Origin of the sequence: Pseudomonas sp. B33.4 (assembly GCF_034555375.1) — a bacterium.
GTDB lineage: Bacteria > Pseudomonadota > Gammaproteobacteria > Pseudomonadales > Pseudomonadaceae > Aquipseudomonas.
Genome location: NZ_CP140706.1, coordinates 537,204 through 563,377 on the forward strand (window position 1 = coordinate 537,204; position 26,174 = coordinate 563,377).

23 protein-coding genes and 1 riboswitch are annotated in these 26,174 nt (G+C 60.8%); of the genes, 17 read left to right on the forward strand and 6 right to left on the reverse strand.

Going from position 1 to position 26,174, the window contains the following annotated elements:
• The first annotated feature begins 2 nt into the window (after positions 1-2).
• The 5 genes from U6037_RS02345 to U6037_RS02365 all read left to right on the forward strand — a co-directional run bounded on the left by U6037_RS02345 (position 3) and on the right by U6037_RS02365 (position 5,540).
• Positions 3-1,403 (forward strand): PIG-L deacetylase family protein, encoded by a 1,401-nt coding sequence (locus tag U6037_RS02345; RefSeq protein WP_322845675.1) that lies wholly within the window; start codon positions 3-5, stop codon positions 1,401-1,403.
• Between the two features lie 64 nt (positions 1,404-1,467).
• Positions 1,468-2,889, forward strand: a complete 1,422-nt coding sequence (hldE, locus tag U6037_RS02350; protein WP_093430139.1) for a bifunctional D-glycero-beta-D-manno-heptose-7-phosphate kinase/D-glycero-beta-D-manno-heptose 1-phosphate adenylyltransferase HldE — start codon at positions 1,468-1,470, stop codon at positions 2,887-2,889.
• Positions 2,890-3,019: 130 nt separating this feature from the next.
• A complete protein-coding gene (locus U6037_RS02355) occupies positions 3,020-3,994 on the forward strand; it encodes a glycosyltransferase (RefSeq protein ID WP_322845676.1) in 975 nt (324 codons plus the stop codon).
• On the forward strand, positions 3,995-4,681 hold the full coding sequence (locus U6037_RS02360) for a hypothetical protein (RefSeq protein ID WP_322845677.1): 687 nt from the start codon (positions 3,995-3,997) through the stop codon (positions 4,679-4,681).
• Positions 4,682-4,739: 58 nt separating this feature from the next.
• Complete coding sequence (locus U6037_RS02365) at positions 4,740-5,540, forward strand: hypothetical protein (protein WP_322845678.1); 801 nt, start codon at positions 4,740-4,742, stop codon at positions 5,538-5,540.
• Between the two features lie 4 nt (positions 5,541-5,544).
• Here the strand turns inward: U6037_RS02365 and U6037_RS02370 are convergent, their stop codons facing one another.
• From U6037_RS02370 to U6037_RS02385, 4 genes are all read right to left on the reverse strand, one after another.
• The gene (locus U6037_RS02370) at positions 5,545-6,507 is read right to left on the reverse strand and encodes a metal ABC transporter ATPase (protein ID WP_322845679.1); all 963 of its coding nucleotides are present in this window, start codon (positions 6,505-6,507) and stop codon (positions 5,545-5,547) included.
• A 31-nt stretch (positions 6,508-6,538) separates the two neighbouring features.
• Positions 6,539-7,351 (reverse strand): aldo/keto reductase, encoded by an 813-nt coding sequence (locus U6037_RS02375; protein ID WP_322845680.1) that lies wholly within the window; start codon positions 7,349-7,351, stop codon positions 6,539-6,541.
• Positions 7,348-8,523: an NAD(P)/FAD-dependent oxidoreductase gene (locus U6037_RS02380; RefSeq protein ID WP_322845681.1), complete on the reverse strand. Its 1,176-nt coding sequence runs from the start codon at positions 8,521-8,523 to the stop codon at positions 7,348-7,350. Before U6037_RS02380 ends, U6037_RS02375 begins: the two co-directional genes overlap by 4 nt.
• A gap of 117 nt (positions 8,524-8,640) precedes the next feature.
• Complete coding sequence (locus U6037_RS02385) at positions 8,641-8,973, reverse strand: DMT family transporter (protein ID WP_007915730.1); 333 nt, start codon at positions 8,971-8,973, stop codon at positions 8,641-8,643.
• Between the two features lie 103 nt (positions 8,974-9,076).
• Here U6037_RS02385 and U6037_RS02390 point away from each other — a divergent pair, with 103 nt between their 5' ends.
• On the forward strand, positions 9,077-9,979 hold the full coding sequence (locus U6037_RS02390; protein WP_322847275.1) for a LysR family transcriptional regulator: 903 nt from the start codon (positions 9,077-9,079) through the stop codon (positions 9,977-9,979).
• A gap of 11 nt (positions 9,980-9,990) precedes the next feature.
• Entirely contained in the window at positions 9,991-11,265 is a 1,275-nt protein-coding gene (gene waaA / locus U6037_RS02395; protein ID WP_322845682.1) for a lipid IV(A) 3-deoxy-D-manno-octulosonic acid transferase, read from the forward strand.
• A 91-nt stretch (positions 11,266-11,356) separates the two neighbouring features.
• Here waaA and U6037_RS02400 read toward each other — a convergent pair whose 3' ends face one another.
• Positions 11,357-12,790 carry a TolC family outer membrane protein gene (locus U6037_RS02400; RefSeq protein WP_242208834.1) on the reverse strand — a complete coding sequence of 478 codons (1,434 nt, stop codon included), beginning with the start codon at positions 12,788-12,790 and terminating at the stop codon, positions 11,357-11,359.
• A gap of 206 nt (positions 12,791-12,996) precedes the next feature.
• Positions 12,997-13,102, forward strand: a riboswitch (TPP riboswitch).
• A gap of 146 nt (positions 13,103-13,248) precedes the next feature.
• On the opposite strand from U6037_RS02400, the gene thiC reads away from it, so the two are divergent.
• On the forward strand, positions 13,249-15,141 hold the full coding sequence (gene thiC / locus U6037_RS02405; protein ID WP_322845683.1) for a phosphomethylpyrimidine synthase ThiC: 1,893 nt from the start codon (positions 13,249-13,251) through the stop codon (positions 15,139-15,141).
• 110 nt (positions 15,142-15,251) lie between these two features.
• Positions 15,252-16,544 (forward strand): putative hydroxymethylpyrimidine transporter CytX, encoded by a 1,293-nt coding sequence (gene cytX / locus U6037_RS02410; RefSeq protein ID WP_007915751.1) that lies wholly within the window; start codon positions 15,252-15,254, stop codon positions 16,542-16,544.
• Here cytX and U6037_RS02415 read toward each other — a convergent pair.
• Positions 16,513-17,259, reverse strand: a complete 747-nt coding sequence (locus U6037_RS02415) for an RsiV family protein (protein WP_322845684.1) — start codon at positions 17,257-17,259, stop codon at positions 16,513-16,515. The two genes, cytX and U6037_RS02415, sit on opposite strands and share 32 nt — an antisense overlap.
• Positions 17,260-17,486: 227 nt before the next feature.
• On the opposite strand from U6037_RS02415, the gene U6037_RS02420 reads away from it, so the two are divergent.
• From U6037_RS02420 to parC, 8 genes are all read left to right on the forward strand, one after another.
• The gene (locus U6037_RS02420) at positions 17,487-18,104 is read left to right on the forward strand and encodes an NUDIX domain-containing protein (protein WP_093430152.1); all 618 of its coding nucleotides are present in this window, start codon (positions 17,487-17,489) and stop codon (positions 18,102-18,104) included.
• Entirely contained in the window at positions 18,095-18,547 is a 453-nt protein-coding gene (locus tag U6037_RS02425) for a DUF1249 domain-containing protein (protein WP_322845685.1), read from the forward strand. The genes U6037_RS02420 and U6037_RS02425 overlap by 10 nt, the downstream gene beginning before the upstream one ends.
• Positions 18,548-18,646: 99 nt before the next feature.
• Positions 18,647-19,462, forward strand: a complete 816-nt coding sequence (cpdA, locus tag U6037_RS02430; RefSeq protein WP_322845686.1) for a 3',5'-cyclic-AMP phosphodiesterase — start codon at positions 18,647-18,649, stop codon at positions 19,460-19,462.
• Positions 19,463-19,718: 256 nt separating this feature from the next.
• The gene (locus U6037_RS02435; protein WP_322845687.1) at positions 19,719-20,327 is read left to right on the forward strand and encodes a YqiA/YcfP family alpha/beta fold hydrolase; all 609 of its coding nucleotides are present in this window, start codon (positions 19,719-19,721) and stop codon (positions 20,325-20,327) included.
• Between the two features lie 42 nt (positions 20,328-20,369).
• A complete protein-coding gene (gene parE / locus U6037_RS02440) occupies positions 20,370-22,277 on the forward strand; it encodes a DNA topoisomerase IV subunit B (RefSeq protein WP_007915770.1) in 1,908 nt (635 codons plus the stop codon).
• Complete coding sequence (locus tag U6037_RS02445; protein ID WP_322845688.1) at positions 22,277-23,266, forward strand: esterase-like activity of phytase family protein; 990 nt, start codon at positions 22,277-22,279, stop codon at positions 23,264-23,266. Before parE ends, U6037_RS02445 begins: the two co-directional genes overlap by 1 nt.
• A complete protein-coding gene (locus tag U6037_RS02450) occupies positions 23,263-23,787 on the forward strand; it encodes a retropepsin-like aspartic protease family protein (protein ID WP_007915776.1) in 525 nt (174 codons plus the stop codon). The genes U6037_RS02445 and U6037_RS02450 overlap by 4 nt, the downstream gene beginning before the upstream one ends.
• Positions 23,788-23,794: 7 nt before the next feature.
• On the forward strand, positions 23,795-26,059 hold the full coding sequence (gene parC / locus U6037_RS02455) for a DNA topoisomerase IV subunit A (RefSeq protein WP_322845689.1): 2,265 nt from the start codon (positions 23,795-23,797) through the stop codon (positions 26,057-26,059).
• Positions 26,060-26,174: the final 115 nt, after the last annotated feature.

Genomic DNA, 26,174 nt, shown 5'->3' on the forward strand with positions numbered 1-26,174 from the left:
CCATGAGCGCTCGCAAGCAACAGCTTCTCAAGGCCCATCGGCGCAACAAGCGTCTGTTCCTGATCGCCTTCATGGTGGTGCTGTTGTTGATCGGCTTCCTGATCGCCTGGTGGCTGGTGCCGGCATTACTGGTGCTGGCCTGGGTCGCCCATGAGGCCTGGTTTGCCGATCATCTGTTCTATCGCCCTTCTGACGACTACCAGTACAACTTTCCAGCACAAACCGCGCGGCAGGTCGTGAGCCTTGAGGGCGGCGTTCTGCGCCTGAGCGAGCCGCTGGCGCAGGGCGAGACATTACTGCTTGAGATTGAAGTGAAGTCCACTTGGCTGGGGCGCTGGTTCGACCCCTATGTTGAAGTGGGCAATGATCGGCAGGACTTCGAACGCGGGGTCAATGGCCGGCGTTTCCTCAATCTGTCTGGTCAGGACCATGCACTGGCGCAAGGTGCTCTGGCACTGCGTGGCCGGTATTGCACGCCAGCTGCAACGGGAGTGTTGTGGGTCATGGCCAATCCTGACTACAGCCGCCAGCGGGTGATGGTCATCGCTCCCCATGCCGACGATGCCGAACTCGCTGCATTTGGCCTTTATAGCCGATGTGAAGACGTCAGTGTCGTGACCCTGACCCAAGGCGAAATCGAGGCCGAAGACTTTCAGTGCCTGGGTCTTGATCAAGCTGCGGCGGCACGCTTGAAGGGCCGTTTGCGCAGTTGGGACAGTCTGGTGATCCCGTTGTGGGGGGGCGTGCCTGCCGATCGCTGCGTGCAGTTGGGTTATTACTGCCTGCAACTGCCGTCGATGGCCGAAGAGCCCAGCCAGGCGTTCGGCTCACGTGAATCGCAGGAGAGCGACGTGCGCAGTGTGCGCCGGCACAACCCGTTGACCTTGCCCGCCGACGTTGATGGACGGCCGAGCTGGGACAATCTTCTGGGCGACCTGGCGGCGCTGCTTGAGCACTATCGCCCGGAAGTCGTGGTGACGCCACACCCTGAACTCGATCCCCACAGTGATCATGTGGCGTCTACCCAAGCGCTGCTTGAGGCTATCAAGCTGAGTAGCTGGAAACCGGCAACCCTGCTGATGTACGCCAATCACCTGCACGATAACGATCGCTGGCCGATGGGCCCTGCCGGTACCGGTATTGCACTGCCGCCCGCGATCGAGCCGTTGCCGGCGGATCGGCTGTGGAGTCCGCTGTTGTCGGCGGACGTGCAACTGGACAAAGCCATGGCGCTGGCCATGGAGCACGATTTGCAGGGTGGGCAGGCGTTCAAGCGGCAATTGCGCCGCTGGATCCAGCAAGGCCTGGCGGGTCGTCGCTGGCCTGAAACAGGCAGTAACGAGTTTTTCCGCAAGGCGGTCCGGCGTCACGAATTGTTCTGGGTACGCGACCTTTCAGATTGAGGCGGACGGCGCTTTACCCTGTGTTAATATCGCGCCCCTGTTCATTTTGTATGTGGGTTGCTCCATGAAGTTGTCCATGCCGCGTTTCGATCAAGCCCCGGTCTTGGTAGTCGGCGATGTCATGCTCGACCGTTACTGGCATGGCGGAACCTCACGGATTTCCCCTGAGGCGCCAGTGCCGGTCGTTAAGGTCGAGCAGATCGAAGACCGTCCAGGTGGCGCCGCGAACGTTGCCTTGAACATTGCCGCGCTGGGTGCGCCGGCGTCGCTGGTCGGTGTGACCGGCGACGACGAAGCTGCCGACAGCCTGAGCAACAGTCTCAAAGGCGCGGGCGTACGCGCCCTGTTCCAGCGCATTGCGCACCAGCCAACCATCGTCAAGCTGCGGGTCATGAGCCGGCACCAGCAACTGCTGCGTATCGACTTTGAAGAACCGTTTGCCACCGATGCACTGGCCCTTGGCTCGCAGGTCGACGACCTGTTGGAAGGCATCAAGGTGCTGGTACTTTCCGACTACGGCAAAGGTGCGCTGAAAAACCATCAGGCGCTGATCCAGGCCGCCCGCGCGAAGAACATTCCGGTGCTGGCCGACCCGAAGGGCAAGGATTTCTCGATTTATCGCGGCGCCAGCCTGATCACCCCGAACCTCAGCGAATTTGAAGCCATAGTCGGCGGTTGCGTCGATGAGCATGAACTGGTGAGCAAGGGCGCTGCGTTGATGCACGACCTCGAACTCGGCGCGCTGCTGGTAACGCGTGGCGAGCACGGCATGACCCTGCTGCGTCCGGACCAGCCGGCACTGCATCTGCCGGCCCGTGCCCGCGAAGTATTCGATGTCACCGGTGCCGGTGACACCGTGATTTCGACTCTGGCCGCAGCGATTGCCGCTGGTGAAGACCTGCCCCACGCCGTTGCGCTGGCCAACCTGGCAGCAGGCATCGTGGTTGGCAAACTCGGTACAGCCGCCATCAGTGCCCCGGAACTGCGTCGCGCCATCCAGCGTGAAGAAGGTTCCGAGCGTGGTGTTCTGGGGCTGGAGCAATTGTTGCTCGCCGTGGCCGATGCCCGCGCGCACAACGAGAAGATCGTCTTCACCAACGGCTGCTTCGACATTCTGCATGCCGGGCATGTGACCTACCTGGAACAGGCACGGGCACAAGGCGATCGTCTGATTGTCGCGGTCAACGATGATGCATCGGTAAGCCGCCTGAAAGGGCCGGGCCGACCAATCAACAGTGTTGACCGGCGCATGGCCGTTCTCGCCGGCCTCGGCGCGGTGGACTGGGTGATCAGTTTCCCTGAAGGCACCCCGGAAAACCTGCTGCGCGAGGTCAAGCCGGACGTGCTGGTCAAGGGGGGCGATTACGGCATCGATCAGGTGGTCGGCGCAGATATCGTCACGGCATATGGCGGCACCGTGAAGGTCTTGGGGCTTGTGGAAAACAGCTCGACAACTGCGATTGTCGAGAAGATCCGCAGTCGTTGATCAGATGAACTTTTATCGTTGTGTACTGCGTGTGAACGGATTTTGCCTTGGGGATTTTACCGTTTCCGATGATGTAGGCAGCTTTGAATCCGATGCGCTTGCCTGCCTACATCGCGTGGTCAATTAGCCTATGAAAGTCATGCTCCTGGTGATGGACGAGCAGCGGGTCATTCTCGACCGGCTCTACGACATCGTGCAGCAGAACTGTGATGAATGTTTCATCTATCGTTTGAGCAAACAGCAGCAGTTGAATCTGGGGTCATTTCTCGCCTCGGTCGATTACCAGACCTTTGATCGCGTGGTGATTTTCTCCCGTGTCAAGCGTCTGGCCACGCAACTGCAGGTGCTCAAGTGCATTCCCGGGCTGGTCTTTCTCGAGCACGACGCGTACCAGAACTACATGCCCGCGAGTAAGTACCGTGGCGTGTATTCACGGCTCTATCGGCGTCTGCCGAGTTGTCGGGCGCTGGTGTCCGGTGCTGTTGTCGCGCGCAAGATGCAGGCGGAAGGTATCGACACGGTGTTCGTCTCCAAGGGTTATGACGAACAGATGCTGCACAACACTGGCGTTGAGCGGGACATTCCCATCGGCTTTCTTGGCAGCCTGAAAAGCACCGAGTATGCCGAGCGCAAAGCCATGCTCGAATCGCTCTCCAAGCGTACCGGTATGCTGGTGACCCGCACCAGGTCGGGCGAGGAATACCTGCAGACGCTCAATCGCATCAGGATTTTTGTCAGCGCCGACATCGGCATGAACGAGTTCATGATCAAGAACTATGAGGCCATGGCCTGCGGCTGTGTGCTGCTGGCCTGGAGTCAGGGCGAAGAAGACCGCTTGCTCGGCTTTGAAGACATGCACAACACCGTGTTTTATCGCAGCGAAGAAGAGGCGGTGGAAAAGATCAAGCTGCTGCAAAGCGATCCGGAACTGGCAGAGCGCATTGCCCGCAACGGCCAGGAATTCGCGCAAAGCCACTATTCCTTTGCCCGGGTCGGTAAGGCACTGGCCACGGAAATCCAGCGTGAGATGCGCCCATGGCAGCCGCCCTCTGCGCTCACACGTTTCTGGGTGAAGCTGCGTTACGGGATGAAGGTGCCGGTCTGAATGAAGGACGAACACATGGCGCTGGATGCGCTGCCCGGGGGTGATCAGTCCGTACTGGGTGCTTTACCGACAGAACTTCTCGATTGTCTGAGCCGTGCGCCTCGGGTGGTGCTGATTGCCAACAACCCGGCCATCACGGCGGCGGACTTTCAGGCGTTGAACATTGGCGCCGATGACGTCGTCGTCAGCTTCAATACCTGCATCAAAGCGGCGCTGCTCAACAAGCAGAGCGTCAATGTCTTTGTGCATGGCTACAACGCGCCGGACGCGTATTTTTTTGGTCTGCCTTACGCGCCGCCGGTACAGCAGATGTTCGAACAGGCGAGCGAACGTTGTTTCAGCATGCTGGTGGGCTGCGCCGCACCGATGTGTCCACTGCCACGCGTGGCCATGTATTGGGATCGCATTCCATTGCCGCCACTATGGAACTACCCGGTTGATCGCCCGGGTGGCAAGCGCTACGTCGGGCCTTCCACCGGTTTCAACACGCTGGTGTTGTTCGACTGGTTGCGCGCTCAAGCCGGTTATACCTATCAGCTCATGACCCTGGGTTTTTCCAACGAAGCAGGAAAGCTGTGGGGTGGCCATGCCTGGGACTATGAGCGTGACTGGCTGCAGAAATCGGACATCATCGTGGTGCCGCTGCAACCCCGTCGCTGGTGGCAAAAGCTGTTTCGGCCAAAGTAAGCGATATCGTCTATCCGGTTGCCAGCAGGCCCGAACTACTTTCAAAAGGTGCTGTTGAGTGTTGAAAATTGCCGTGGCTTTTTTCGGAATCCCGAGAAATTCGCAAATCTGTTTCCCCTCCATCGAGCAGAACGTGCTGGCGCAGTTGCCTGCGGGCAGCGATGTAAAGTGCTTCTACCATCTGTACAAGATCGATGAGGTGCAAAACACGCGATCCGGCGAGAAAGGCGAACTGAAGGCGGACAACTACCAGCCATTCGAATCGATGACCGGCACACTCACCTCGACCGAGGGTGTGCTGGAGCGCTGGGATTTCGAACAGGTCAAGGCACAAGGCGATACCTGGGCAGATGACTTTGCGTCATTGCGCAATCTGATCTTTCAGCTCAACTCATTGCACACCGTGACCAGCATGATCGAGCCGTTCAATCCGGATTTCGTTGTGTTCGTGCGCCCGGACAATTTCTTTCACAGCGCATTGCCTGCCTATGTCTTCGCTTACCCTGAGGCTCGCAAGCACAACGCTTATATTCCGGACTGGCAGTGGTGGGGCGGCTTGAACGACCGTTTTGCGGTTTGCGGACGCGATACGTATGTCGCGTACGGCAAACGGGTCGAGCGTATTTTCGAATTCTGCAAGGCAACCGGTCGCAAGCTGCATTCCGAGCGCTTGCTCAAATATGCGCTGCAGCAGGTCGATGCGAAAATCTGCACGCTGCCGACTCAGGCATCACGGGTACGCATTACCGGCGCCTTTGCCGAAGAATCGTTTTCGCCCAAGCGCGGCATGGGCAAGCGCGAAAACCGCTATTTTCATTTCTTCGCCGGGTTGCGCACCTGGTGGGATCGCCGCCGCTAAACCGCTATTTGGCGGTTTTTTTGCCCAGCCCGACTAATCGCAACGCCTTGATACTCAACTGCTTGAGCCCCTGACGCGGGGCTTTCGCCGGTTGCAGGCCCTGTTGCACCAGCCAGTCCTTCCAGCGAATCCGCTCCTCGCGCACGACCCAGCCAGTTTGCGTGGCAAAGCTCTCGGCCAGGTAAAGCCCCCGGGTACTCGCCGGTATGAGTTTGTCGCGCTTGAGCGTGTACAACTCGGCCAGTGGCGCGCCGTCCTTGAGTGGCATCAAGTACAGATCGGGGCGCTTGCGGTCGAGCCGGGCCACCAGTTGATCACCTTCCAGACGCTCATCAACGTGGAACAGGCTCAGGGACTTGGCTTCCTTGGGCACATCCAGGCGCAAGTCGTAGATCAATTGCAGTGACGCGGTCGGCAGGTGCACGTACGCCCGTGGTCGTTCGAGCAATTGCAGGTTGGCGCAACGTATGGGGCGCGCCGAGCCGGACAACGGGGTCAGCCGAAACGGTAAGGCCTCGCGATAATGCAGCGCAGCCGAGTAGGGCGCCGGCAGCCAGGTGTCGTTGAAACGCCCGCCGAGCCAGCCTTCCGGTGTCTCGAGCAAGCACTCTTCGGCAATTTCCTGAATCGCTGTGTGCAGCGGAATATTCAGTTCGTGGGCCGGCACGTAACCGGAAATCAACTTCAGGACGACGTCGCCACGATCCTGCCGACGCTGGCGCACCAGCACCCAATAATCGCGATTCTGCCAGTGCAGGGTCAGGCGCACGGAAACCCCGAGGTTGGCCAGTTCCAGCGAGAAGCGCTCGGTATCGGCCACGCTCACCGGTTTGCGCCGCTGCAAGGTCTGCGCGAAGTTCAGCGGCATGCCGACGCTCTGGTAAGTCAGGCCTTCCGGGGTAGCTTCGACGAACAGCGGCAGGGTCTTGAAGTTGCTCGGGTTCTTTCTGATGAGCGTGCGCGGCATATCGGCTCCTGCTTAAGGCCGCGAGGCGGCGTCAGTGACCACGTAGGACTTGGGCAACGGTCGCAACGTTGTGGGCGAGGTGCAGCGGGTTGATCGTGCCGACAATAGCACTGGCCACGCCAGGCTGGGCGAACAGCAATTCGAAGCTGGCGCGTACCGGATCCACGCCCGGACTCAGACACACGTGACCGCTGGCCAAGGCTTTTTTCACCAGAATGGCTTTGCCGTGGGCAGCAGCATAGTCAATGACAGCCTTCTCGTTTTGTTCGTTCAGATTGTAGGTGACCATCGCGCAGTCGCCTTGCTCCAGAGCTTTCAAGCCGCCTTCGACGGTTTTGCCAGAGAAGCCGAAGCCGCGAATCTTGCCTTCGGCCTTGAGTGCCGCGAGTGTCGCGTACACCTCTGTGTGCTCGAGGATCGCCATGTCGTTGCCGTCGGAGTGCACCAGCACCAGGTCGATAAAATCGGTTTCAAGACGTTGCAGGCTGCGCTCAACGGACATGCGCGTGTGCGCGGCGCTGAAGTCGTGGTGCGACAAGCCATCGGCAAACTCTTCGCCGACCTTGCTGACAATCACCCAGTCCTGACGCTGATCGCGCAACAGCGGGCCGAGGCGTTCTTCACTGCGGCCATAGGCCGGGGCGGTGTCGATAAGGTTGATGCCCAATTCCCGCGCCTGACGCAGCAGCATCCGCGCTTCGTCATCACCGGGAATCTGAAAGCCGTTGGGGTATTTCACCCCTTGGTCACGGCCGAGCTTGACCGTGCCCAGGCCCAGTGGCGAAACCGTCAGGCCGGTGCTGCCCAGCGGGCGATGAAAGTCATGCAGGCTGGCAATGGTCATGGCAGCAGTTGCTCCCAGGCGGGAATGCCCATCGGTGGTTTCGGCAGGGCCGGTAAAGGCTCGCTGGTTTGCGGCTGGATACCGTCGCGCTCCAGTGCGGCGATCACTCGATCGGCGAAGTCCGGCGCCAGCGCCAGTTTGGTCGGCCAGCCGACCAGCAAACGGCCCTGTTCGGCGAGGAACGCATTGTCCGGGCGGGTCAGACCGGTTTGCAGCGGCTCGGCACGATCAACGCGCAAGGTCGCCCATTGCGTGGTGCTGAGGTCGATCCACGGCAACAACTGGGCGATCTCTTTCTGCGCGGTGGCGATCTGCTCGGCCGGCTCGCGATGCACGCCTTCGCTCTCGGCGATGTCGCCACCCATGTACCAGACCCACTGACCGTCAGCGGCCGGATGCGTGGTCACGGTGATGCGCGGTTTGGTGCCGCCGCCCAGGCAGTGCGCGTACAGCGGTTTCAGGCCCGGGCCTTTGGCAATGATCATGTGCAGCGGCCGGCGTTGCATGGCCGGTTGGCTCAAACCGAGGTCTTCGAGCAATTGGGCAGTGCCGGCGCCGGCGCTGAGGACGATGCGCTGAGCGCGGATCTCGCGGCCGTCGACTTTCACGCCGACCAGCACGCCCGCTTCCAGCAGCGGCTCGATGGTCTGCCCGGCGAGCAGGCCATCGCCGGCCAGATCGGCCAGACGCTGGACCAGGCTCGGCACATCAACGACCAGTTCGGCGAGGCGGTAGACCTTGCCCTTGAAGCGTTTGTCTTGCAGGGCCGGCGGCAGTTGCTCGCCCTTGACCTGATCAACGCGGCCACGCACGGCTTTGCTGGCAAAGAAGCTGGTGAGGTTGCCGGCAAGGGTGCCCGGCGACCACAGGTAATGCGCTTCGGACAGCAGGCGCACGCCGGACAGATCCAGTTCGCCATTGCCGGCCAACGCTTCACGCCAGCGGCGCGGCATGTCGGCGATGGCTTCCGAGGCGCCGGTCAGGGCACCGTGCAGCGCGTATTTGGCGCCGCCGTGGATGATGCCTTGGGACTTCACCGTCTGCCCGCCGCCGAGGCTGGCGCTTTCCACCAACACGGTCGAAAACCCCTGACGGCGCAGACGCGCATTCAGCCAGAGGCCGGCGACACCAGCGCCGACAATCAGAACGTCGGTGGAAATAACGGATGGCATGCAGCGACCTCGGGGCTTAGAGAAGCCGCAAGTTTCAAGCTTCAAGCCGCAAGCTGCAACCCGGCGCTGGAAAATCAGCTCTGCTTGCAGCTCGGGGCTTGATGCTTGTCGCTGCTTTTAATGGCCGGCAGTTTTCGAGAACAGCTGGATCACGACGACGCCGAGCACGATCAACGCCATCCCCAGCATCGCCGGGATATCCAGCTTCTGCCCGTAGATGAACAGCGCCGCGACGCTGACCATCACAATCCCCATTCCCGCCCAAACCGCGTAGGCCACGCCGACCGGCACCGTGCGCACCACCAGCGTCAGCATCCAGAACGCAATCGCGTAGCCGACGATAACCAGCACCAGTGGCAGCGGTGTGCTGATGCCTTTGACGGCTTTCATCGACACGGTGGCGATCACTTCGGCGCAGATGGCAATGGCCAGGTAGGCGTAGGCGTTCATGGTTCAAATCCTCATAGGAAACGTTGCTTGCTGAGGCGGCATTCTAGTGATTTGCCAGATGGGGTAAAATCATTACCTATCTGTTATGAAGATGGGTTGGCGAATCAACATGCAATGGAATCTCGATCAGCTTCGGGTGTTTGTCGGCGTTGCCGAGCAGCGTTCGTTTTCGGCAGTGGCACGCCAGCAACGCAAGGCGCAGTCGGCGATCAGCAGCGCGATTGCCATGCTCGAAGATGATCTGGGTGTCAGCCTGTTCGAGCGTAGCAGCGGTCGGCAGCCGACGCTCACCGAGGCGGGTGAAGCGCTGTTGGAAGAAGCACGAGAAGTCCTGCGCCAATGCGAGCGTCTCAACGGTCGGGCCATGGCAATGATGCGCGGCCAGGAAGCGCAATTGCGTGTGGCCCAGGATGAGGCGATGCCCTATCAGGCGCTGGTGGAAAGTTTCGGTGAACTGGCCGAGCAGTTCCCCAGCCTGGAAGTGCAACTGACCAGCGCCGCGCAAGGTGAGGTTGCGCGCAAACTGGTCGAGCGCCGCGCCGACCTTGGCCTGCTGTTTTATCACGATGAAATCCCCGAAGCGCTGGAGCGTCGCGTGCTGGGCAGCGTGGAAATGGTCACCGTCTGCGGGATCAATCATCCGCTGGCGACGCAGTCTTACGTGACCTGCCAGCAACTGGCGCAACATCGGCAATTGCTGATGTCGACGCAAACCAGTGTCTATCCCGGCAACGAGCCGGCCAGCCCCCAGGTGTGGCGTGCCGACAGTTTCTACGTGATGTCCGAATGGCTGGTGCGCGATCTCGGCTGGGCCTGGTTGCCGCGCCATGTGGTGCAGTACTCGGCCTATCAGGGTTTGATGGTCGAACTCGAGAGCGAATGGACCCCGCCAGCCTTGGTGGTGGAACTGGTCTGGCGCCGCGACGAGCCCCTCGGTCCGGCTGCGCGTTGGCTGGCCGAACGTTTTGCCGTGCACTTGCGGGCGATCGGCGACAAAAGTCGATAAACTCCGCCGCCATGAATAGAACTCTCTACACCGCGCTGTTTTACCTGGGGCTGCCATTGGTGGCGATTCGGCTATGGCTGCGGGCGCGCAAGGCGCCGGCGTATGCCAAACGGATTGGCGAACGTTTCTCCTACGGGATGCCGACGCTGCAACCCGGCGGCATCTGGGTGCACGCAGTGTCGGTGGGCGAAAGCATCGCTGCGGCGCCGATGATCCGCGCCTTGCTGCAACGTTATCCACAGTTGCCGATCACCGTGACCTGCATGACCCCGACCGGATCGGAGCGGATTCAGGCGCTGTTCGCTAACGAACCGCGCATCCAGCACTGCTATCTGCCGTATGACTTGCCGTGTGCGGCGGCGCGGTTTCTTGATCGCGCGCAGCCAAAGCTTGCGGTGATCATGGAGACCGAACTGTGGCCTAACCACATTCATCAGTGTGCCAAGCGTGGAATCCCGGTGGCGCTGGCCAACGGGCGCTTGTCCGAGCGCTCGGCACGCGGCTATGGCCGCTTCAGCAAGCTGACCGCGCCGATGCTCGCCGAGATGAGCCTGTTCGCCGTACAGACCGAAGCCGAAGCCCAGCGTTTCCGCGATCTGGGTGCGCGCCCGCAAACAGTCGAGGTCACCGGTTCGATCAAGTTCGACCTGACCATCGACCCGCAATTGCTGCAACGCGCAGCCGAACTGCGCGGCCAATGGCAGGCGCTGGAGCGTCCGGTGTGGATCGCCGCCAGCACTCATGAAGGCGAGGACGAAGTGGTGCTCAATGCCCATCGTCGCTTGCTGGCCAGTCATCCGGATGCGTTGCTGATTCTGGTGCCACGTCACCCGGAGCGTTTCAACTCGGTATTTGAGTTGTGCCAGCGCGAAGGCTTTGCCACGGTGCGACGTTCGACCGGAACCCATGTCGATGCGCAGACGAGCGTGCTGCTCGGCGACACCATGGGCGAGTTGCTGTTTCTCTACGCTCTGGCGGACAGCGCGTTCGTCGGCGGTAGTCTGGTAGCCAACGGTGGGCACAATCTGCTGGAGCCGGCAGCCTTGGCCAAACCGGTGATCAGCGGCCCGCACCTGTTCAACTTCCTCGACATCGCCGCGCAATTGCGCGAAGCCGGAGCGTTGGCCGAGGTCGATGATGCCGAAGGACTGGCGGTGGAAGTGCAGCGCCTGTTTGAGCTGCCGCGCGATGCGCAGCGTATGGCCGACGCCGGGCTGGCGGTGATGCGCCGCAATCAGGGCGCGTTGCAGCGTCTGCTGGATGGTTTGGGCCGACTGATCAAGTAAAGCAAAAAAGATCGCAGCCTTCGGCTGCTCCTACATTGGAATACGTTTCCTGTAGGAGCTGCCGAAGGCTGCGATCTTTTGTTTTTAAGGCTTAAGGCCGGGCCTTGAGCTGCGCCTCGGCAGCCTTGGCCAGATCCGGCGGGAGGAAATCCTTGTCCGGGTTGTAGTCAGCCTTCAGATACCGCCGCAGATCTTCCAGATCCCCCGGGTTCAACGTCCCCGCCGCCTGCTTCAAGCGCAGGTTGTCGAGGATGTAGTCATAACGCGTGTTGTTGTAGTTGCGCACCGAGGTGTACAGCTGCCGCTGCGCATCGAGCACGTCAACGATGTTGCGCGTACCCACCTGATAGCCGATTTCCGTGGCCTCCACCGCGCTCTGGTTGGAGATGATCGACTGACGACGCGCCTGCACCTGCTCGACATCAGTGTTCACCGCACGGTGCAGATTGCGGGTGTTTTCGACGATCTGCCGACGCAGGGATTCGCGCTGTTGTTCGCTCTGATTCAGTTGTTCATACGACTGGCGCACTTGCGAACTGGTCAGCCCGCCGCTGTAGATCGGGATGTTCAGTTGCAGGCCGACCGTGCTCTGTTCGACGTTGCCGTGGTAAGGCGTGCCGAACGAGTTCGGGTTGGCAAACCCGAGCGCATCGTTGTCACCCTTTTCGTATTTGGCCACAGCGTCGAGGGTCGGCAAGTGGCCGGCCTTGCGCTGTTTCAAGGTTTCTTCAGCCGAGCTGACGGCGAAGTTGCTGGCCAGCAGATTGAGGTTCTGTTTCGCTGCGGTATCGACCCAGGCCTTGGCGTCGTTCGGCGCCGGCGGCAGGATCGGCAAGGTGTGGACGATGCCCTGAATCGAATTGTACTGACGGTTGGTCAGGGTGATCAGCGCTTCGAATGCATCGTCGACCTGACGTTGCGCAACGATGCGGTTGGCCCGTGCGGTGTCGTAACTGGCTTGCGATTGCAGCACGTCGGTCTTGTCCGACAGGCCGACATCGAAACGTTCGTTGGACTGGTCGAGCTGGCGCTTGAACGCCGCTTCTTCAGCCTTGGTCGAGGCCAGGTTGTCCTGGCTGCGCAGGACGTTGAAGTAATCTTCCGCCGATTGCAGGATCAGGTTCTGTTCGGTCGCCGAGAGTTGCAGCGCAGCTTGCTCGTTGACGTCCTTGGCGGCCTGGTACTGGAACCAGCGATCGGCGCGGAACAACGGTTGGGCGAGGGTCGCCTGATAGGAATGAGCGCTGCGGTTGGCCACGGCCGAAGGCTGGTCGATCGAGGTGCGCACGTTGGCTGTTTCGGCACCGCCGGACAGATTCGGCAGCAGTCCGGCGCGAGCCTGCGGCACTACTTCTTTTTGTGCGCCGTACTGGGCGCGAGCGGCTGCCAGATCGGCGTTGTTGTCGACAGCCTCCTGATAGACGCTGACCAGATCGGTTTTGGTCGACAAGGGCGCTTCTGCTGCCCAGGCCATTGCGTTGGACGCACAAGACACGGCAACAGCCAGTGAGAGTTTGCGCAGCATGAGGCGATCCCTAGCATTAATATTATGGAAGTAATCCGGGCGCCAACGGTAAGGCGCAAGCCCCACAGCGTCAAGGCGTGGCGGGGCAAAGCGAGTGTAGTTGCGCATTTGCATGACAACAATCGGCCAAGCCCCTGTATTTGCGCCATTCATCATGGTGATTGCTGCGGTATTGGCGTTCTTTGCCAGTTGTGTCTAGACTGGCCGGGTTCTTGTCGGGGTGCCTTGCTATGAGGCTGAGATCGAATAATTTCGGATCCCGTTGAACCTGATCAGGTTAGCGCCTGCGTAGGGAACAAGATTTCTCGTCACCCGGCGAGTCCTCTTGTGCTTCGTCCGGGAAATTGTTCGACAATCGAACGCTCGACGACGATGCACAGCACCAGTCCTGGTGCGTCCGTGCCTTTCAGGTTCTGCTCCGACAATCCACTGCCTGGATGCTGTCTGGAGAGCCCGTGATGACTACTACAAAATCAAAAAACGCGATCAACCTGAGTGACTCGGCCAAGGTCGACGAGCAATCGGTCAAGCCGTTCACCCGTTCGCAAAAAGTCTACGTTCAGGGCTCGCGCCCGGACATCCTCGTGCCGATGCGCGAAATCACCCTCGATGTCACCCCGACCGACTTCGGCGGCGAAATCAACGCGCCGGTCACTGTCTATGACACCTCGGGCCCCTACACCGATCCGAACGTGATTATCGATGTGCGCAAAGGCCTGGCCGATGTGCGTTCGGCGTGGATCGACGACCGTGGCGACACCGAGCGTCTGACGGGCCTGAGTTCCAACTTCGGTCGCGAGCGCCTCGCCGACCCGGAACTGACCAAGCTGCGCTTTGCCCACGTCAACAACCCGCGCCGCGCCAAGGCCGGTGGCAATGTCACGCAGATGCACTACGCGCGTCAGGGCATCATCACGCCCGAGATGGAATTCGTCGCCATCCGCGAAAACATGAAGCTTGAGGTGGCCCGCGCCGCCGGCCTGCTGGATCAGCAACACCCGGGTCACAGCTTCGGCGCCAGCGTGCCGAAAATCATCACCCCTGAATTCGTCCGTGAAGAGATCGCCCGTGGCCGCGCAATCATCCCGGCCAACATCAACCATACCGAACTGGAACCGATGATCATCGGCCGTAACTTCCTGGTGAAGATCAACGGCAACATCGGCAACAGCGCGCTGGGTTCGTCCATCGAAGAAGAAGTGGCGAAACTGACCTGGGGCATTCGCTGGGGCGCGGACAACATCATGGACTTGTCCACCGGCAAGCACATTCACGAAACCCGCGAGTGGATCATCCGCAACTCGCCGGTGCCGATCGGCACGGTGCCGATCTATCAGGCGCTGGAAAAAGTCGGCGGTGCGGCTGAAGACCTGACCTGGGAGCTGTTCCGCGACACGCTGATCGAGCAGGCCGAGCAGGGCGTCGACTATTTCACCATTCACGCCGGCGTGCTGCTGCGTTACGTGCCGCTGACCGCCAAACGCGTGACCGGTATCGTGTCCCGTGGCGGTTCGATCATGGCCAAGTGGTGCCTGGCGCATCACAAGGAAAACTTCGCCTACACGCATTTCGAAGAAATCTGCGAAATCATGAAGGCCTATGACGTCAGCTTCTCGCTGGGCGATGGCTTGCGTCCGGGGTCGATTGCCGACGCCAACGATGCCGCGCAATTCGGCGAACTGGAAACCCTCGGCGAACTGACCAAGATCGCCTGGAAGCACGACGTGCAAACCATGATCGAAGGCCCGGGCCACGTGCCGATGCAGTTGATCAAAGAGAACATGGACAAGCAGCTGGAGTGCTGCGACGAGGCGCCGTTCTACACCCTCGGCCCGCTGACCACCGACATCGCGCCGGGCTATGACCACATCACCTCGGGTATCGGTGCGGCGATGATCGGCTGGTTCGGTTGCGCGATGCTCTGCTACGTGACGCCGAAGGAACATTTGGGCCTGCCGAACAAGGATGACGTGAAGACCGGGATCATCACCTACAAGATTGCCGCGCACGCAGCGGACTTGGCCAAAGGACACCCGGGCGCACAGATTCGCGACAACGCCTTGAGCAAGGCGCGTTTCGAATTCCGTTGGGAAGACCAGTTCAACCTCGGTCTGGACCCGGACACTGCCCGTTCCTATCACGATGAAACCCTGCCGAAGGATTCGGCCAAGGTCGCGCATTTCTGTTCGATGTGCGGGCCGAAATTCTGCTCGATGAAGATCACTCAGGAAGTCCGCGAATACGCGGCCAACCAGCGGATCGACGCGGTCGACGTGGACGTCGCCCAAGGCCTGGCGGAACAGGCCGAGCGGTTCAAGAAGGAAGGCAGTCAGCTGTACAAGAAAGTCTAGCCCCGAGCGGCAAGCTACAAGCTGCAAGATCAGAAGCAGTCCGCGCACTGCTTCTAACTTGTAGCTCGCAGCTTGCAGCTTTTTCTCTGCTCTTTTTTGAGATAACACCCTTGAGCATTCAACCCAGCACCTATTCCCCCGATCTCGCCGTACCCGCCGACAAGCGTGTATTCGGCGGTCGCGATCTGTTTTCTCTGTGGTTCTCCCTCGGCATCGGCCTGATGGTCTTGCAGACCGGCGCATTGCTCGCGCCGGGTCTGGGGCTGTCTGGATCGCTGCTGGCAATTTTCCTTGGCACGCTGGTGGGTGTGCTGTTGCTGGCTGCGGTCGGCGTGATCGGCAGCGACACCGGTCTGTCGTCGATGGCCGCGCTGAAACTCAGCCTCGGCAGCAAAGGCGCGAGCCTGCCGGCGTTGCTCAACTTGCTGCAATTGATTGGTTGGGGCTCGTTCGAAATCATCGTCATGCGCGACGCTGCCAGCTTGCTCGGTACCCGCGCGTTCAGCGAAGGTTCGCTTTGGTCGAACCCGGTGTTGTGGACGCTGTTTTTCGGCGCGTTGGCGACCTTGCTTGCGGTCAGCGGGCCGCTGACTTTCGTCCGGCAGATTCTGCGCAAGTGGGGCATCTGGCTGCTGCTGGCAGCGTGCCTGTGGCTGACCTGGAATCTGTTTGCCAAAGCCGATCTGGCCGACCTCTGGTCGCGTGCCGGTGACGGTTCGATGCCGTTCGCCGTGGGCTTTGACATTGCCATCGCGATGCCCCTGTCGTGGCTGCCGCTGATCGCCGACTACTCACGTTTTGGCAAACGTGCGAAGAATGTTTTCGGCGGTACTGCCGTCGGTTTCTTCATCGGCAACTTCTGGCTGATGAGCCTCGGCGTCGCCTACACCCTGGCCTTCGCGCCGAGCGGTGAAGTCAATGCACTGTTGCTCGCACTGGCCGGCGCCGGTCTGGGCATTCCACTGTTGCTGATTCTGCTGGATGAGTCGGAAAACGCCTTTGCCGATATTCATTCGGCAGCGGTATCGAGCGGGATTCTGTTGCGCCTGAAAGTCGAGCATCTGGCCTTGGCCATCGGCGTGATCTGCACGCTGATCGCACTGCTGGCGCCGTTGGCGCAGTACCAGAATTTCCTGCTGTTGATCGGCTCGGTGTTTGCACCGCTGTTTGGCGTGGTGCTGGTCGATCACTTCATCCTGCGCAAGCGCAGTGCTCAGGTCGCGTCAGCCGCGTTGCGCTGGCCGGCGTTGTTGGCGTGGCTGGGTGGCGTGAGCACCTACCACTTGCTGGCAAATCTGTATCCGGATGTCGGCGCAACCCTGCCGGCGCTGGTGCTGGCAGGGCTGTTGCAGCTAGTGCTGGGCCGGGCCTTCAGTTACGGCCGGGAAACAGCTCAGGCTTGAGAATACCGTTCAGGCGCGGGTAAGGAATCTTCAGTTCGACGTGGCCCAGCGCGTAAGGCGCGATGGTGGTCACGTCGTACTTGAGGATCACGCCACCATAGGTCAGCGCCACGTTCGGGGTTTTCACGAACGGCCAGTTCGCCACGAACTCCGGCTCCTGATCGAGCTTGGTGCTGATCAGCCAGCTGTTGTGCGCCACCTGCGCCGCCTTCCAGAACGCCTCTTCCTGACCCGGCATGAGCATGTCGGACAGGTTCAGCACCTTGTGCTGCTGGCGTGAATAGTTGATGAAACCGCGACCCGGGGTGCCATGGGCACCGCCAGTGTCGAGGTAGCTCGACACCTCAATGATCACCAAGCCGTCATGCTGCTCGCGTACTTTCGCTTGCAGGTAGCTGCTGTTGCGCGGGCCGGCACTGGCCAGAAACTGCTCGCGATAGGCCGCCAGGGTTGGCGCCACCGTGGCGTTCTTCTCGGTGCGGGTCATTTGCAGCAGACGTTTTTCGATGATGCCGTCCAGCGCAGGTTCGGCCGGGAAGCGCAGAGTGTCGATGTTCACCAGTGGGCAATCCGGGGTGGAACATCCAGGCTTAAGCTGTTCCGACGCATCGCGGGTGGTTTCCAGCGGCGTGCGGTAGTTGGGCTGGAACAGGCTTGCGCACGCGCCGAGGGTCAGGGCGATGGCGGCCACGGAGGCAATTTTGAAAAGCGACATGGGCGTCCTTTCGAAAACAAGGGAAGGCAAAAAGTTACCGCTTCGACTCTCAACGAAGCAGTCAGTTCGCCACTAAGCTAATTAGAGTGCGTTTCGCCTTCACCGTCCATCCCGCTGACGGTAAAGGGGCTGCATCAAACGGTGCGGGCGCGTTAGGATGGCGCGAAGTCGAGGTTGCCAGTAACAAGCAGCAACCTCGTAATGGATCTGCAGTAAAGAGGATGCTCATGACTGATTTTGCCAACGCCATTCCGACCACCGTAGACGTCGTGCGGCGTGAACGTTGCTACGAGGGCTTTTACAAGCTCGACCGTCTGCACTTGCGCCACGAATTGTTCGCTGGTGGCATGAGCCGCGAGATCAATCGTGAAGTGTTCGTGCGCCACGATGCCGTGTGCATGCTGCCGTACGATCCGCAGCGCGACGAAGTGGTGTTGATCGAACAGTTCCGCGTCGGCGCCATGGGCAAGACCGACAACCCGTGGCTGGTCGAACTGGTCGCTGGTCTGATCGATAAGGATGAACAACCGGAAGAAGTTGCTCACCGCGAGGCGCAGGAGGAAGCTGGACTGGACATCAAGGCCCTGTGGCCGATGACCAAGTATTTCCCGTCACCGGGCGGCAGCAACGAGTTCGTGCATTTGTATCTGGGGCGTTGCAGCACCGAAGGCGTTGGCGGTCTGCATGGCCTGGAAGAAGAGGCAGAAGATATCCGTGTCACGGTCTGGGCTTTTGAAGATGCCTTGCAGGCCGTCCGTGATGGACGTATTGCCAACGCGGCGAGCATCATCGCTTTGCAGTGGCTGGCGCTGAACCGCGCCGAAGTGAGGGGGTTATGGTCGTAAACAAGTTGCGCGATCGCTATCGAGTCGACCTCGTGGGGCTGCAAGCCGCCTGCGAGGCCAACTACGCGCGCCTGATGCGACTGCTGCCGGAAATGCGCAACGAGCCCGAGGCGCGGCGCATCGCCGTGACTCAGGGCGAGCAGATGCTCGGCGTGCTGGCCCTTGAAGTGCTGCAGACCTGTCCGTACACCACCACCTTGCAAGTGCGTCAGGAACACAGCCTGCCGTGGCTGCCGGTGCCGCAGCTGGAAGTGCAGGTCTATCACGACGCGCGCATGGCCGAAGTGGTCAGCGCCGAACATGCACGACGCTTTCGCGGCATCTATCCTTACCCGAACGCGGCGATGCATCAGCCGGATGAAAAGGCTCAGCTCAATCTGTTTCTGGGGGAATGGCTGAGTCATTGCCTGGCGTTGGGGCACGAGTACGAAGTCGTACGCTAGTTGTGAACTGTGTCCGGTTCGCCGGTTTCCTCTTTGCGTGATCCCCCAGCATAATTGCGGCACTTGATCGATTCCGTGCTTTTGCCTTGGGAGAACGCCTTGCCGAGCGTATCCACGTTGACCACCGCCGATGCGGCGTTGCTGGTGCAGTTGTCCGACAGCCATTTGTTCGCTGAAGCGGATGGCGCACTGCTGGGCATGAACACCCGCGAGAGCCTGCAAAAGGTCATCGAGCTGGTGCTGGGGCAGCAGCCGCAGATCGACCTGATTCTGGCCACTGGCGATATCTCGCAGGACGGCACGCTGCAGTCGTATCAGCAGTTTCGCCAGATGAGCGCGCAGATCGCTGCGCCGGCGCGGTGGATTCCCGGCAATCACGACGAGCCGATGATCATGGCCCAGGCCGCCGTGCAGAGCACGCTGCTGGAATCGGTGGTCGATATCGGTAACTGGCGCGTGACGCTACTTGATTCGGCGGTGCCGGGTTCGGTGCCGGGGTATCTGCAGGACGATCAACTGCAATTGCTGGCCCGCTCGCTGAGCGAAGCGCCGGAGCGCCATCATCTGGTGTGCTTCCATCATCATCCCGTATCGATTGGCTGCGCCTGGATGGAGCCGATCGGCCTGCGCAATCCCGAAGCGTTTTTCGAAGTACTGGATCGTTTCCCCCAAGCTCGCGCGGTGTTGTGGGGGCATGTGCATCAGGAGATTGATCGTGAGCGTAATGGCGTGAGACTGATGGCTTCGCCTTCGACGTGCATTCAGTTTGAGCCGCGGAGTGAGGATTTTAAGGTGGGGGAGCAGGCGCCTGGGTATCGGTGGTTGCGGTTGTTGCCGGATGGGCGGTTGGAAACTGGGGTTGAACGTGTCACCGGTTTTGCTTTTACCATTGATTACGGTTCTGACGGTTACTGATAGCCAATCAAAAGCCCCTCATCGGAACGCCGCCCGCCCAGCCCTCTTCCGGAGGGAGAGGGGGCCGACCGAGGTGTCTGGCGTTATCCATCGACCTGAGCGATTGTGTCGATTGTGGATTCGGTGAAGATCTTTCAGGTCGGCGTACTTCTCAAATATCCCCCAATCAGTCCCCTCTCCCTCCGGGAGAGGGCTAGGGTGAGGGGCTTTCTCCCTGTAAACTCCGCTATCTTTCGCCGACACCCAGGGAGCTCAAATGTCCGGTTCGATCCTCTATATCCACGGTTTCAACAGCGCCCCGGCCTCGAAAAAGGCCTGTCAGCTGGTAACGGTGATGGAGCAACTGGGTTTGAGCGACAAACTGCGTGTACCGGCCCTGCATCACCATCCGCGCGAAGCCATCGGTCAGCTGGAGCAGGCAATCGCCGAGCTGGGCAGTCCATTGCTGGTGGGAAGTTCACTCGGCGGCTACTATGCGACTCACCTGGCCGAGCGCCATGGCCTGAAAGCCCTGCTGGTCAACCCGGCGGTCAGCCCGCACCGGATGTTCGACGGCTATCTGGGCACGCAGAAAAACCTGTATACCGATGAAACCTGGGAATTGACCCACGACCACGTTGCGGCCCTGGCCGAGCTGGAAGTGCCAGCACCTGTGGACGCCCAGCGCTATCAGGTATGGTTGCAGACCGGCGATGAAACACTGGATTATCGCCTCGCCCAGCAGTATTACCGCGCCTGTGCCTTGCGCATTCAGGCCGGCGGCGATCACAGTTTTCAGGGTTTTGCCGGGCAATTGCCGGCGTTGCTGAGTTTTGCCGGCATTGGCGCCGATGTGTATCAGGCAATCGATTTCACCGCACTGTGAAGTCTTGCCCCCTATTTCATGAATGACTGACGACGAGACCCTATGGCCACTCCCAGCGCTAGCTCTTATAACGCCGACGCCATCGAAGTCCTCTCGGGCCTCGACCCGGTGCGCAAACGCCCCGGCATGTACACCGACACCAGTCGGCCGAACCACCTCGCCCAGGAAGTCATCGACAACAGTGTCGACGAAGCCTTGGCGGGCCACGCCAAATCGGTGCAGGTCATCCTGCACGCCGATCACTCGCTGGAAGTCAGCGACGACGGTCGTGGCATGCCGGTCGACATTCACCCGGAAGAGGGCGTGTCGGGCGTCGAACTGATCCTCACCAAACTCCACGCGGGCGGCAAGTTTTCCAACAAGAACTACCAGTTCTCCGGCGGTCTGCACGGTGTGGGTATTTCCGTGGTCAACGCCTTGTCGACCGAAGTGCGCGTACGCGTAAAGCGTGACGGCAACGAATACCAGATGACCTTCGCTGATGGCTACAAAGCCACCGAGCTGGAAATCGTCGGCACTGTCGGCAAGCGCAACACCGGCACCAGCGTGTACTTCGCGCCGGATCCGAAATACTTCGATTCACCAAAATTCTCCATCAGCCGCCTCAAGCACGTGCTCAAGGCCAAGGCTGTGTTGTGCCCGGGCCTGTTGGTCAGCTTCGAAGACAAAGGCACTGGCGAGAAAGTCGAGTGGCATTACGAAGACGGCCTGCGCTCCTATCTGGTCGATGCCGTCAGCGAATTCGAACGCCTGCCGAACGAGCCGTTCTGCGGCGCGTTCGCCGGTAACAAAGAAGCCGTCGACTGGGCGCTGCTGTGGCTGCCGGAAGGTGGCGACGCGGTGCAGGAAAGCTACGTCAACCTGATCCCGACGGCGCAGGGCGGTACCCACGTCAACGGTTTGCGTCAGGGCCTGCTCGATGCCATGCGCGAGTTCTGCGAATTCCGCAGCCTGCTGCCGCGCGGCGTGAAGCTGGCGCCGGAAGACGTCTGGGAGCGCATTGCTTTCGTCCTGTCGATGAAAATGCAGGAGCCGCAGTTCTCCGGCCAGACCAAAGAGCGTCTGTCGTCCCGTGAAGCGGCGGCGTTTGTCTCTGGTGTGGTCAAGGATGCCTTCAGCCTGTGGCTCAACGCCAACCCGGAAACCGGTCTGGCGCTGGCCGAACTGGCGATCAACAACGCCGGCCGCCGCCTGAAAGCGAGCAAGAAAGTCGAGCGTAAACGCGTCACTCAGGGCCCGGCATTGCCGGGCAAACTGGCGGACTGCGCCGGGCAGGATCCGATGCGTTCCGAGCTGTTTTTGGTCGAAGGTGATTCCGCCGGCGGCTCCGCCAAACAAGCGCGGGACAAGGAATTCCAGGCGATCCTGCCGTTGCGCGGCAAGATCCTCAACACCTGGGAAGTCGACGGCAGCGAAGTGCTCGCCAGCCAGGAAGTGCATAACATCGCCGTGGCCATCGGTGTCGATCCGGGCGCGGCGGACATGAGCCAGCTGCGCTACGGCAAGATCTGCATCCTCGCCGACGCCGACTCCGACGGCCTGCACATTGCCACGCTGCTGTGTGCGCTGTTCGTCCAGCATTTCCGTCCGCTGGTGGATGCCGGTCACGTCTATGTGGCGATGCCGCCGCTGTACCGCATCGACTTGGGCAAAGAGATTTACTACGCCCTCGACGAAGCCGAGCGCGATGGCATTCTCGACCGTCTGGTCGCCGAGAAGAAGCGCGGCAAACCGCAGGTCACCCGATTCAAAGGTCTGGGCGAAATGAACCCGCCGCAGCTGCGTGAAACCACCATGGACCCGAACACGCGGCGCCTGGTGCAGCTGACGCTGGGCGAAGATTTTGCCGAAACCTCGGAAATGATGGACATGCTACTGGCGAAGAAACGCGCCGGTGATCGCAAGACCTGGCTTGAATCCAAAGGCAACCTCGCCGAGGTGCTGGCCTGATGCGGTTTGGCTGGGCCTTCGCGGGTGCCTTGCTGTTGAGTGCGATGACTGTGGCGGCCGAGCCGCTACAGGAGTTGCGCCTGCTTTCCGAGCACCCGGTCGATGGCATGCGCGGCGGCAACCTGTCGGGGCTGGCGCTGTGCGGCAACGAACTATGGACGGTGTCCGATCGCGACGATGAGCAGATCTACCGGCTTAGAACCGCTGATCAGGTATGGCAGGCGGAAACTGTGCGCATCGACGTGCCACCGGTGCCGGACAGCGGCTTGCCGTGGGGTTTGAGTTCGCGCACCTGGGCGGCGTCGTTCATCCGTGGCGGTGATCTGGATTTCGAAGGCATCAGCTGCGACAGTGCCGGCAACCGTTACATCGTCAGCGAGGCCCACGCAGCGGTGCTGCAAGTGCCGCCACAAGGCCCGGCCTCGTGGCTGAAAATCTCGCCGATGCTGGTGAAGGAAGCCCGGGCCAGTGGCATGTTGCTGCACTTCAACGCGCTGTTCGAAGGGCTGGCGATCAACCCGGCGGGCGATCAGTTATGGCTGGCCGCCGAACGCGAACGCCGTGGCTTGCTGAAGATCAAGCGTCAGCAAACGGTCTGGGATTGCGACGGCGCCTGCGTACTGCTCAGCGAGGCTGGCGTCGAGATGCAGCCGCCGCAGTTTCCCAAGGCGCGCGCGGTCACCCGCGATTTCGCCGATCTGTCGCTGTTCAACGGCAAGCTGTTCACCCTTGAGCGCAACGCCTTTCAGATTTGTCGTCGTGATGCGGTGACTGCCAAAGTCGAACAATGCTGGTCGTACGCCGAAGATGCCTTGCAACCACAGCGCCTTTATTCACAGGCATATGGCCTGGCGGAAGCGCTTATCGTGGACGCGCAAGGTGCATGGATTGGCCTGGACAACAACGATGGCGTGCGTGCCGACGGCGAGAAACGCCCGATCGTCTGGCGCTTCGCCGCACCTGACGGTGGCTGGAGCGCCAAGCCATGAGCCAGCAACCGCCGGGCAAGCGCGCCGGTCGGGTGCTGATGATTCTGGCGTGGTGCGCGGCGCTGTTTCTGGCCACGCGGTTTTTCGGTCAGTGGGAGCAGCGCCAGCAGAATCCGAACGTCGTAGTCAGTTCGGAGCAGGGCGAAGGTTTTATCGAAGTGAAGCTGGCCGGCAATGCCCAGGGGCATTTCGTCGCCAGCGGCCAGATCAACGGTGAGCCGGTGGAGTTCATGCTCGACACCGGTGCTACCGATGTGGCGATCCCGGCGGATCTGGCCAAGCGTTTGAAGCTGGAAGAAGGTTTCGGTGTGACCCTGAGCACGGCCAATGGCCTGAGCCAGGGCTATCGGACCAAAATCGACCGCCTGCAACTGGGCGACATCGTGCTGCGGGATGTTCGCGCACTGGTGGCGCCGGGGCTGCATGGCGATCAGGTGCTGCTCGGCATGAGCGCCCTGAACAAACTTGAATTTACTCAGCGCGGTGGCACCATGCTGCTGCGCCAGACAACGAACCGATGAGGCCTGCATGAGCAATCCCCTTGATCTCAGCCTGGACGGTGTAGAACGCCGGTCGCTGGCTGACTTCACCGAAAGTGCCTACCTCAATTACTCCATGTACGTGATCATGGACCGTGCGCTGCCGCATATCGGCGACGGCCTGAAACCGGTACAGCGGCGTATCGTCTACGCCATGAGTGAGTTGGGCCTGGACGCCGATTCCAAGCACAAGAAATCGGCGCGTACCGTCGGTGACGTGCTCGGTAAGTTTCATCCGCACGGCGACTCGGCGTGCTACGAAGCGATGGTGCTGATGGCGCAGCCGTTCAGCTATCGCTACACGCTCGTCGACGGTCAGGGTAACTGGGGTGCGCCGGACGATCCGAAGTCCTTCGCCGCCATGCGATACACCGAAGCGCGCCTGTCGCGTTATTCCGAAGTGCTGCTCAGCGAACTCGGCCAGGGCACTGCCGACTGGGGCCCGAACTTCGATGGCACGCTGCAGGAGCCGCTGGTGCTGCCGGCGCGCCTGCCGAACATTCTGCTCAACGGTACCACCGGTATCGCCGTGGGCATGGCCACGGATGTGCCGCCGCACAACCTGCGCGAAGTCGCTACCGCTTGCGTGCGCCTGCTCGATGAGCCGAAAGCCACGGTCGAGCAGCTCTGCGAACACATTCAAGGTCCGGATTATCCGACCGAAGCGGAAATCATCACACCGCGCGCCGACCTGCTGAAAATGTACGAAACCGGCAAGGGCTCGGTGCGCATGCGCGCCGTGTACCACGTTGAGGACGGCGACATCATCGTCACCGCGCTGCCACACCAGGTGTCCGGTGCGAAAGTGCTGGAGCAGATCGCCGCGCTGATGCAGGCGAAACCGTCGAAAGCCCCGCAGATCGCTGACCTGCGCGACGAATCCGACCACGAGAACCCGTGCCGCATCGTCATCATTCCGGTCAACAGCCGCGTCGATCACGAAGCGCTGATGCAGCACCTGTTTGCCAGCACCGAGCTGGAGTCGACCTACCGGGTCAACGTCAACATCATCGGTCTGGACGGCAAGCCGCAGCTGAAAAACCTCCGTGCGTTGCTGGTCGAGTGGCTGGAATTCCGCGTGCAGACCGTGCGTCGCCGCCTGCAATTCCGCCTAGATAAAGTCGAGCGTCGTCTGCACCTGTTGGACGGTTTGTTGATTGCCTACCTCAATCTGGATGAAGTGATCCACATCATCCGTACCGAGGAACACCCGAAAGCCAAGCTGATCGAACGTTTCGCCCTCAGCGAGATCCAGGCCGACTACATCCTCGACACCCGTTTGCGTCAGTTGGCGCGACTGGAAGAGATGAAGCTGCGCGACGAGCAGGACGAACTGCTCAAGGAACAAGCCAAGCTGCAAGCGTTGCTCGGCAGCGAAGCCAAACTGAAGAAACTGGTGCGCACCGAGTTGATCAAGGACGCCGAAACCTATGGCGACGACCGCCGTTCGCCAATCGTCGAGCGCACCGAAGCCAAAGCGTTGACCGAGCACGATCTGCTGCCGAACGAGAAAGTCACCGTCGTCCTGTCGGAAAAGGGCTGGATTCGTTCGGCCAAAGGTCACGATATCGACGCCACCGGCCTGTCGTACAAGGCCGGCGACGGCTTCAAGACCTCGGCGGCCGGGCGTTCCAACCAGTCTGCCGTGGTGATCGACTCCACCGGCCGCAGCTATTCGGTCGCTGCGCATACGTTGCCGTCGGCCCGTGGCCAGGGCGAACCGTTGACCGGCCGTCTGACACCGCCACCGGGCGCGACCTTCGAATGCGTGCTGATGCCGGAAGATGATGCGTTGTATGTGATTGCCTCCGACGCCGGTTACGGTTTTGTGGTCAAAGGCGAAGACCTGCAAGCCAAGAACAAGGCCGGTAAAGCCCTGTTGAGCCTGCCGAACAACGCCAAAGTGATCGCGCCGCGACCAGTGGCTGACCGCGAGCACAACTGGCTGGCCTCGGTGACGACCGAAGGTCGCCTGCTGATCTTCAAAATCAGCGATCTGCCACAATTAGGGAAGGGCAAAGGCAACAAGATCATCGGTATTCCCGGTGAGCGTGTGGCCAGTCGCGAAGAATATGTCACGGACATCGCCGTCATTCCGGAAGGCGCCACCTTGGTGCTGCAGGCCGGAAAACGGACCCTGTCGCTGAAGGCCGACGACCTCGAACACTACAAAGGTGAGCGTGGACGTCGTGGCAATAAGCTTCCAAGGGGCTTCCAGAGAGTGGATGCGCTGCTCGTCGAAAACCTCAATTAGGCGTCCTAGAGAGCTCGATCCACGATTTAACGCGTAGATCGACGCTTTGGCGCTGGAGTCGGAACGCATATTCACGGATGATATGGCCTTTCCAAGCGCCGGCGTGGCCGAGCGT

Bases quoted from the DNA above. Each gene is read 5' to 3' on its own strand.
- U6037_RS02345 (WP_322845675.1), top strand. From the start codon at position 3: ATGAGCGCTCGCAAGCAACAGCTTCTCAAGGCCCATCGGCGCAACAAG.
- hldE (WP_093430139.1), top strand. From the start codon at position 1,468: ATGAAGTTGTCCATGCCGCGTTTCGATCAAGCCCCGGTCTTGGTAGTC.
- U6037_RS02355 (WP_322845676.1), top strand. From the start codon at position 3,020: ATGAAAGTCATGCTCCTGGTGATGGACGAGCAGCGGGTCATTCTCGAC.
- U6037_RS02360 (WP_322845677.1), top strand. From the start codon at position 3,995: ATGAAGGACGAACACATGGCGCTGGATGCGCTGCCCGGGGGTGATCAG.
- U6037_RS02370 (WP_322845679.1), bottom strand. From the start codon at position 6,507: ATGCCGCGCACGCTCATCAGAAAGAACCCGAGCAACTTCAAGACCCTG.
- U6037_RS02375 (WP_322845680.1), bottom strand. From the start codon at position 7,351: ATGACCATTGCCAGCCTGCATGACTTTCATCGCCCGCTGGGCAGCACC.
- U6037_RS02380 (WP_322845681.1), bottom strand. From the start codon at position 8,523: ATGCCATCCGTTATTTCCACCGACGTTCTGATTGTCGGCGCTGGTGTC.
- U6037_RS02385 (WP_007915730.1), bottom strand. From the start codon at position 8,973: ATGAACGCCTACGCCTACCTGGCCATTGCCATCTGCGCCGAAGTGATC.
- waaA (WP_322845682.1), top strand. From the start codon at position 9,991: ATGAATAGAACTCTCTACACCGCGCTGTTTTACCTGGGGCTGCCATTG.
- U6037_RS02400 (WP_242208834.1), bottom strand. From the start codon at position 12,790: ATGCTGCGCAAACTCTCACTGGCTGTTGCCGTGTCTTGTGCGTCCAAC.
- thiC (WP_322845683.1), top strand. From the start codon at position 13,249: ATGACTACTACAAAATCAAAAAACGCGATCAACCTGAGTGACTCGGCC.
- U6037_RS02415 (WP_322845684.1), bottom strand. From the start codon at position 17,259: ATGTCGCTTTTCAAAATTGCCTCCGTGGCCGCCATCGCCCTGACCCTC.
- U6037_RS02420 (WP_093430152.1), top strand. From the start codon at position 17,487: ATGACTGATTTTGCCAACGCCATTCCGACCACCGTAGACGTCGTGCGG.
- U6037_RS02425 (WP_322845685.1), top strand. From the start codon at position 18,095: ATGGTCGTAAACAAGTTGCGCGATCGCTATCGAGTCGACCTCGTGGGG.
- U6037_RS02435 (WP_322845687.1), top strand. From the start codon at position 19,719: ATGTCCGGTTCGATCCTCTATATCCACGGTTTCAACAGCGCCCCGGCC.
- parE (WP_007915770.1), top strand. From the start codon at position 20,370: ATGGCCACTCCCAGCGCTAGCTCTTATAACGCCGACGCCATCGAAGTC.
- U6037_RS02445 (WP_322845688.1), top strand. From the start codon at position 22,277: ATGCGGTTTGGCTGGGCCTTCGCGGGTGCCTTGCTGTTGAGTGCGATG.
- U6037_RS02450 (WP_007915776.1), top strand. From the start codon at position 23,263: ATGAGCCAGCAACCGCCGGGCAAGCGCGCCGGTCGGGTGCTGATGATT.
- parC (WP_322845689.1), top strand. From the start codon at position 23,795: ATGAGCAATCCCCTTGATCTCAGCCTGGACGGTGTAGAACGCCGGTCG.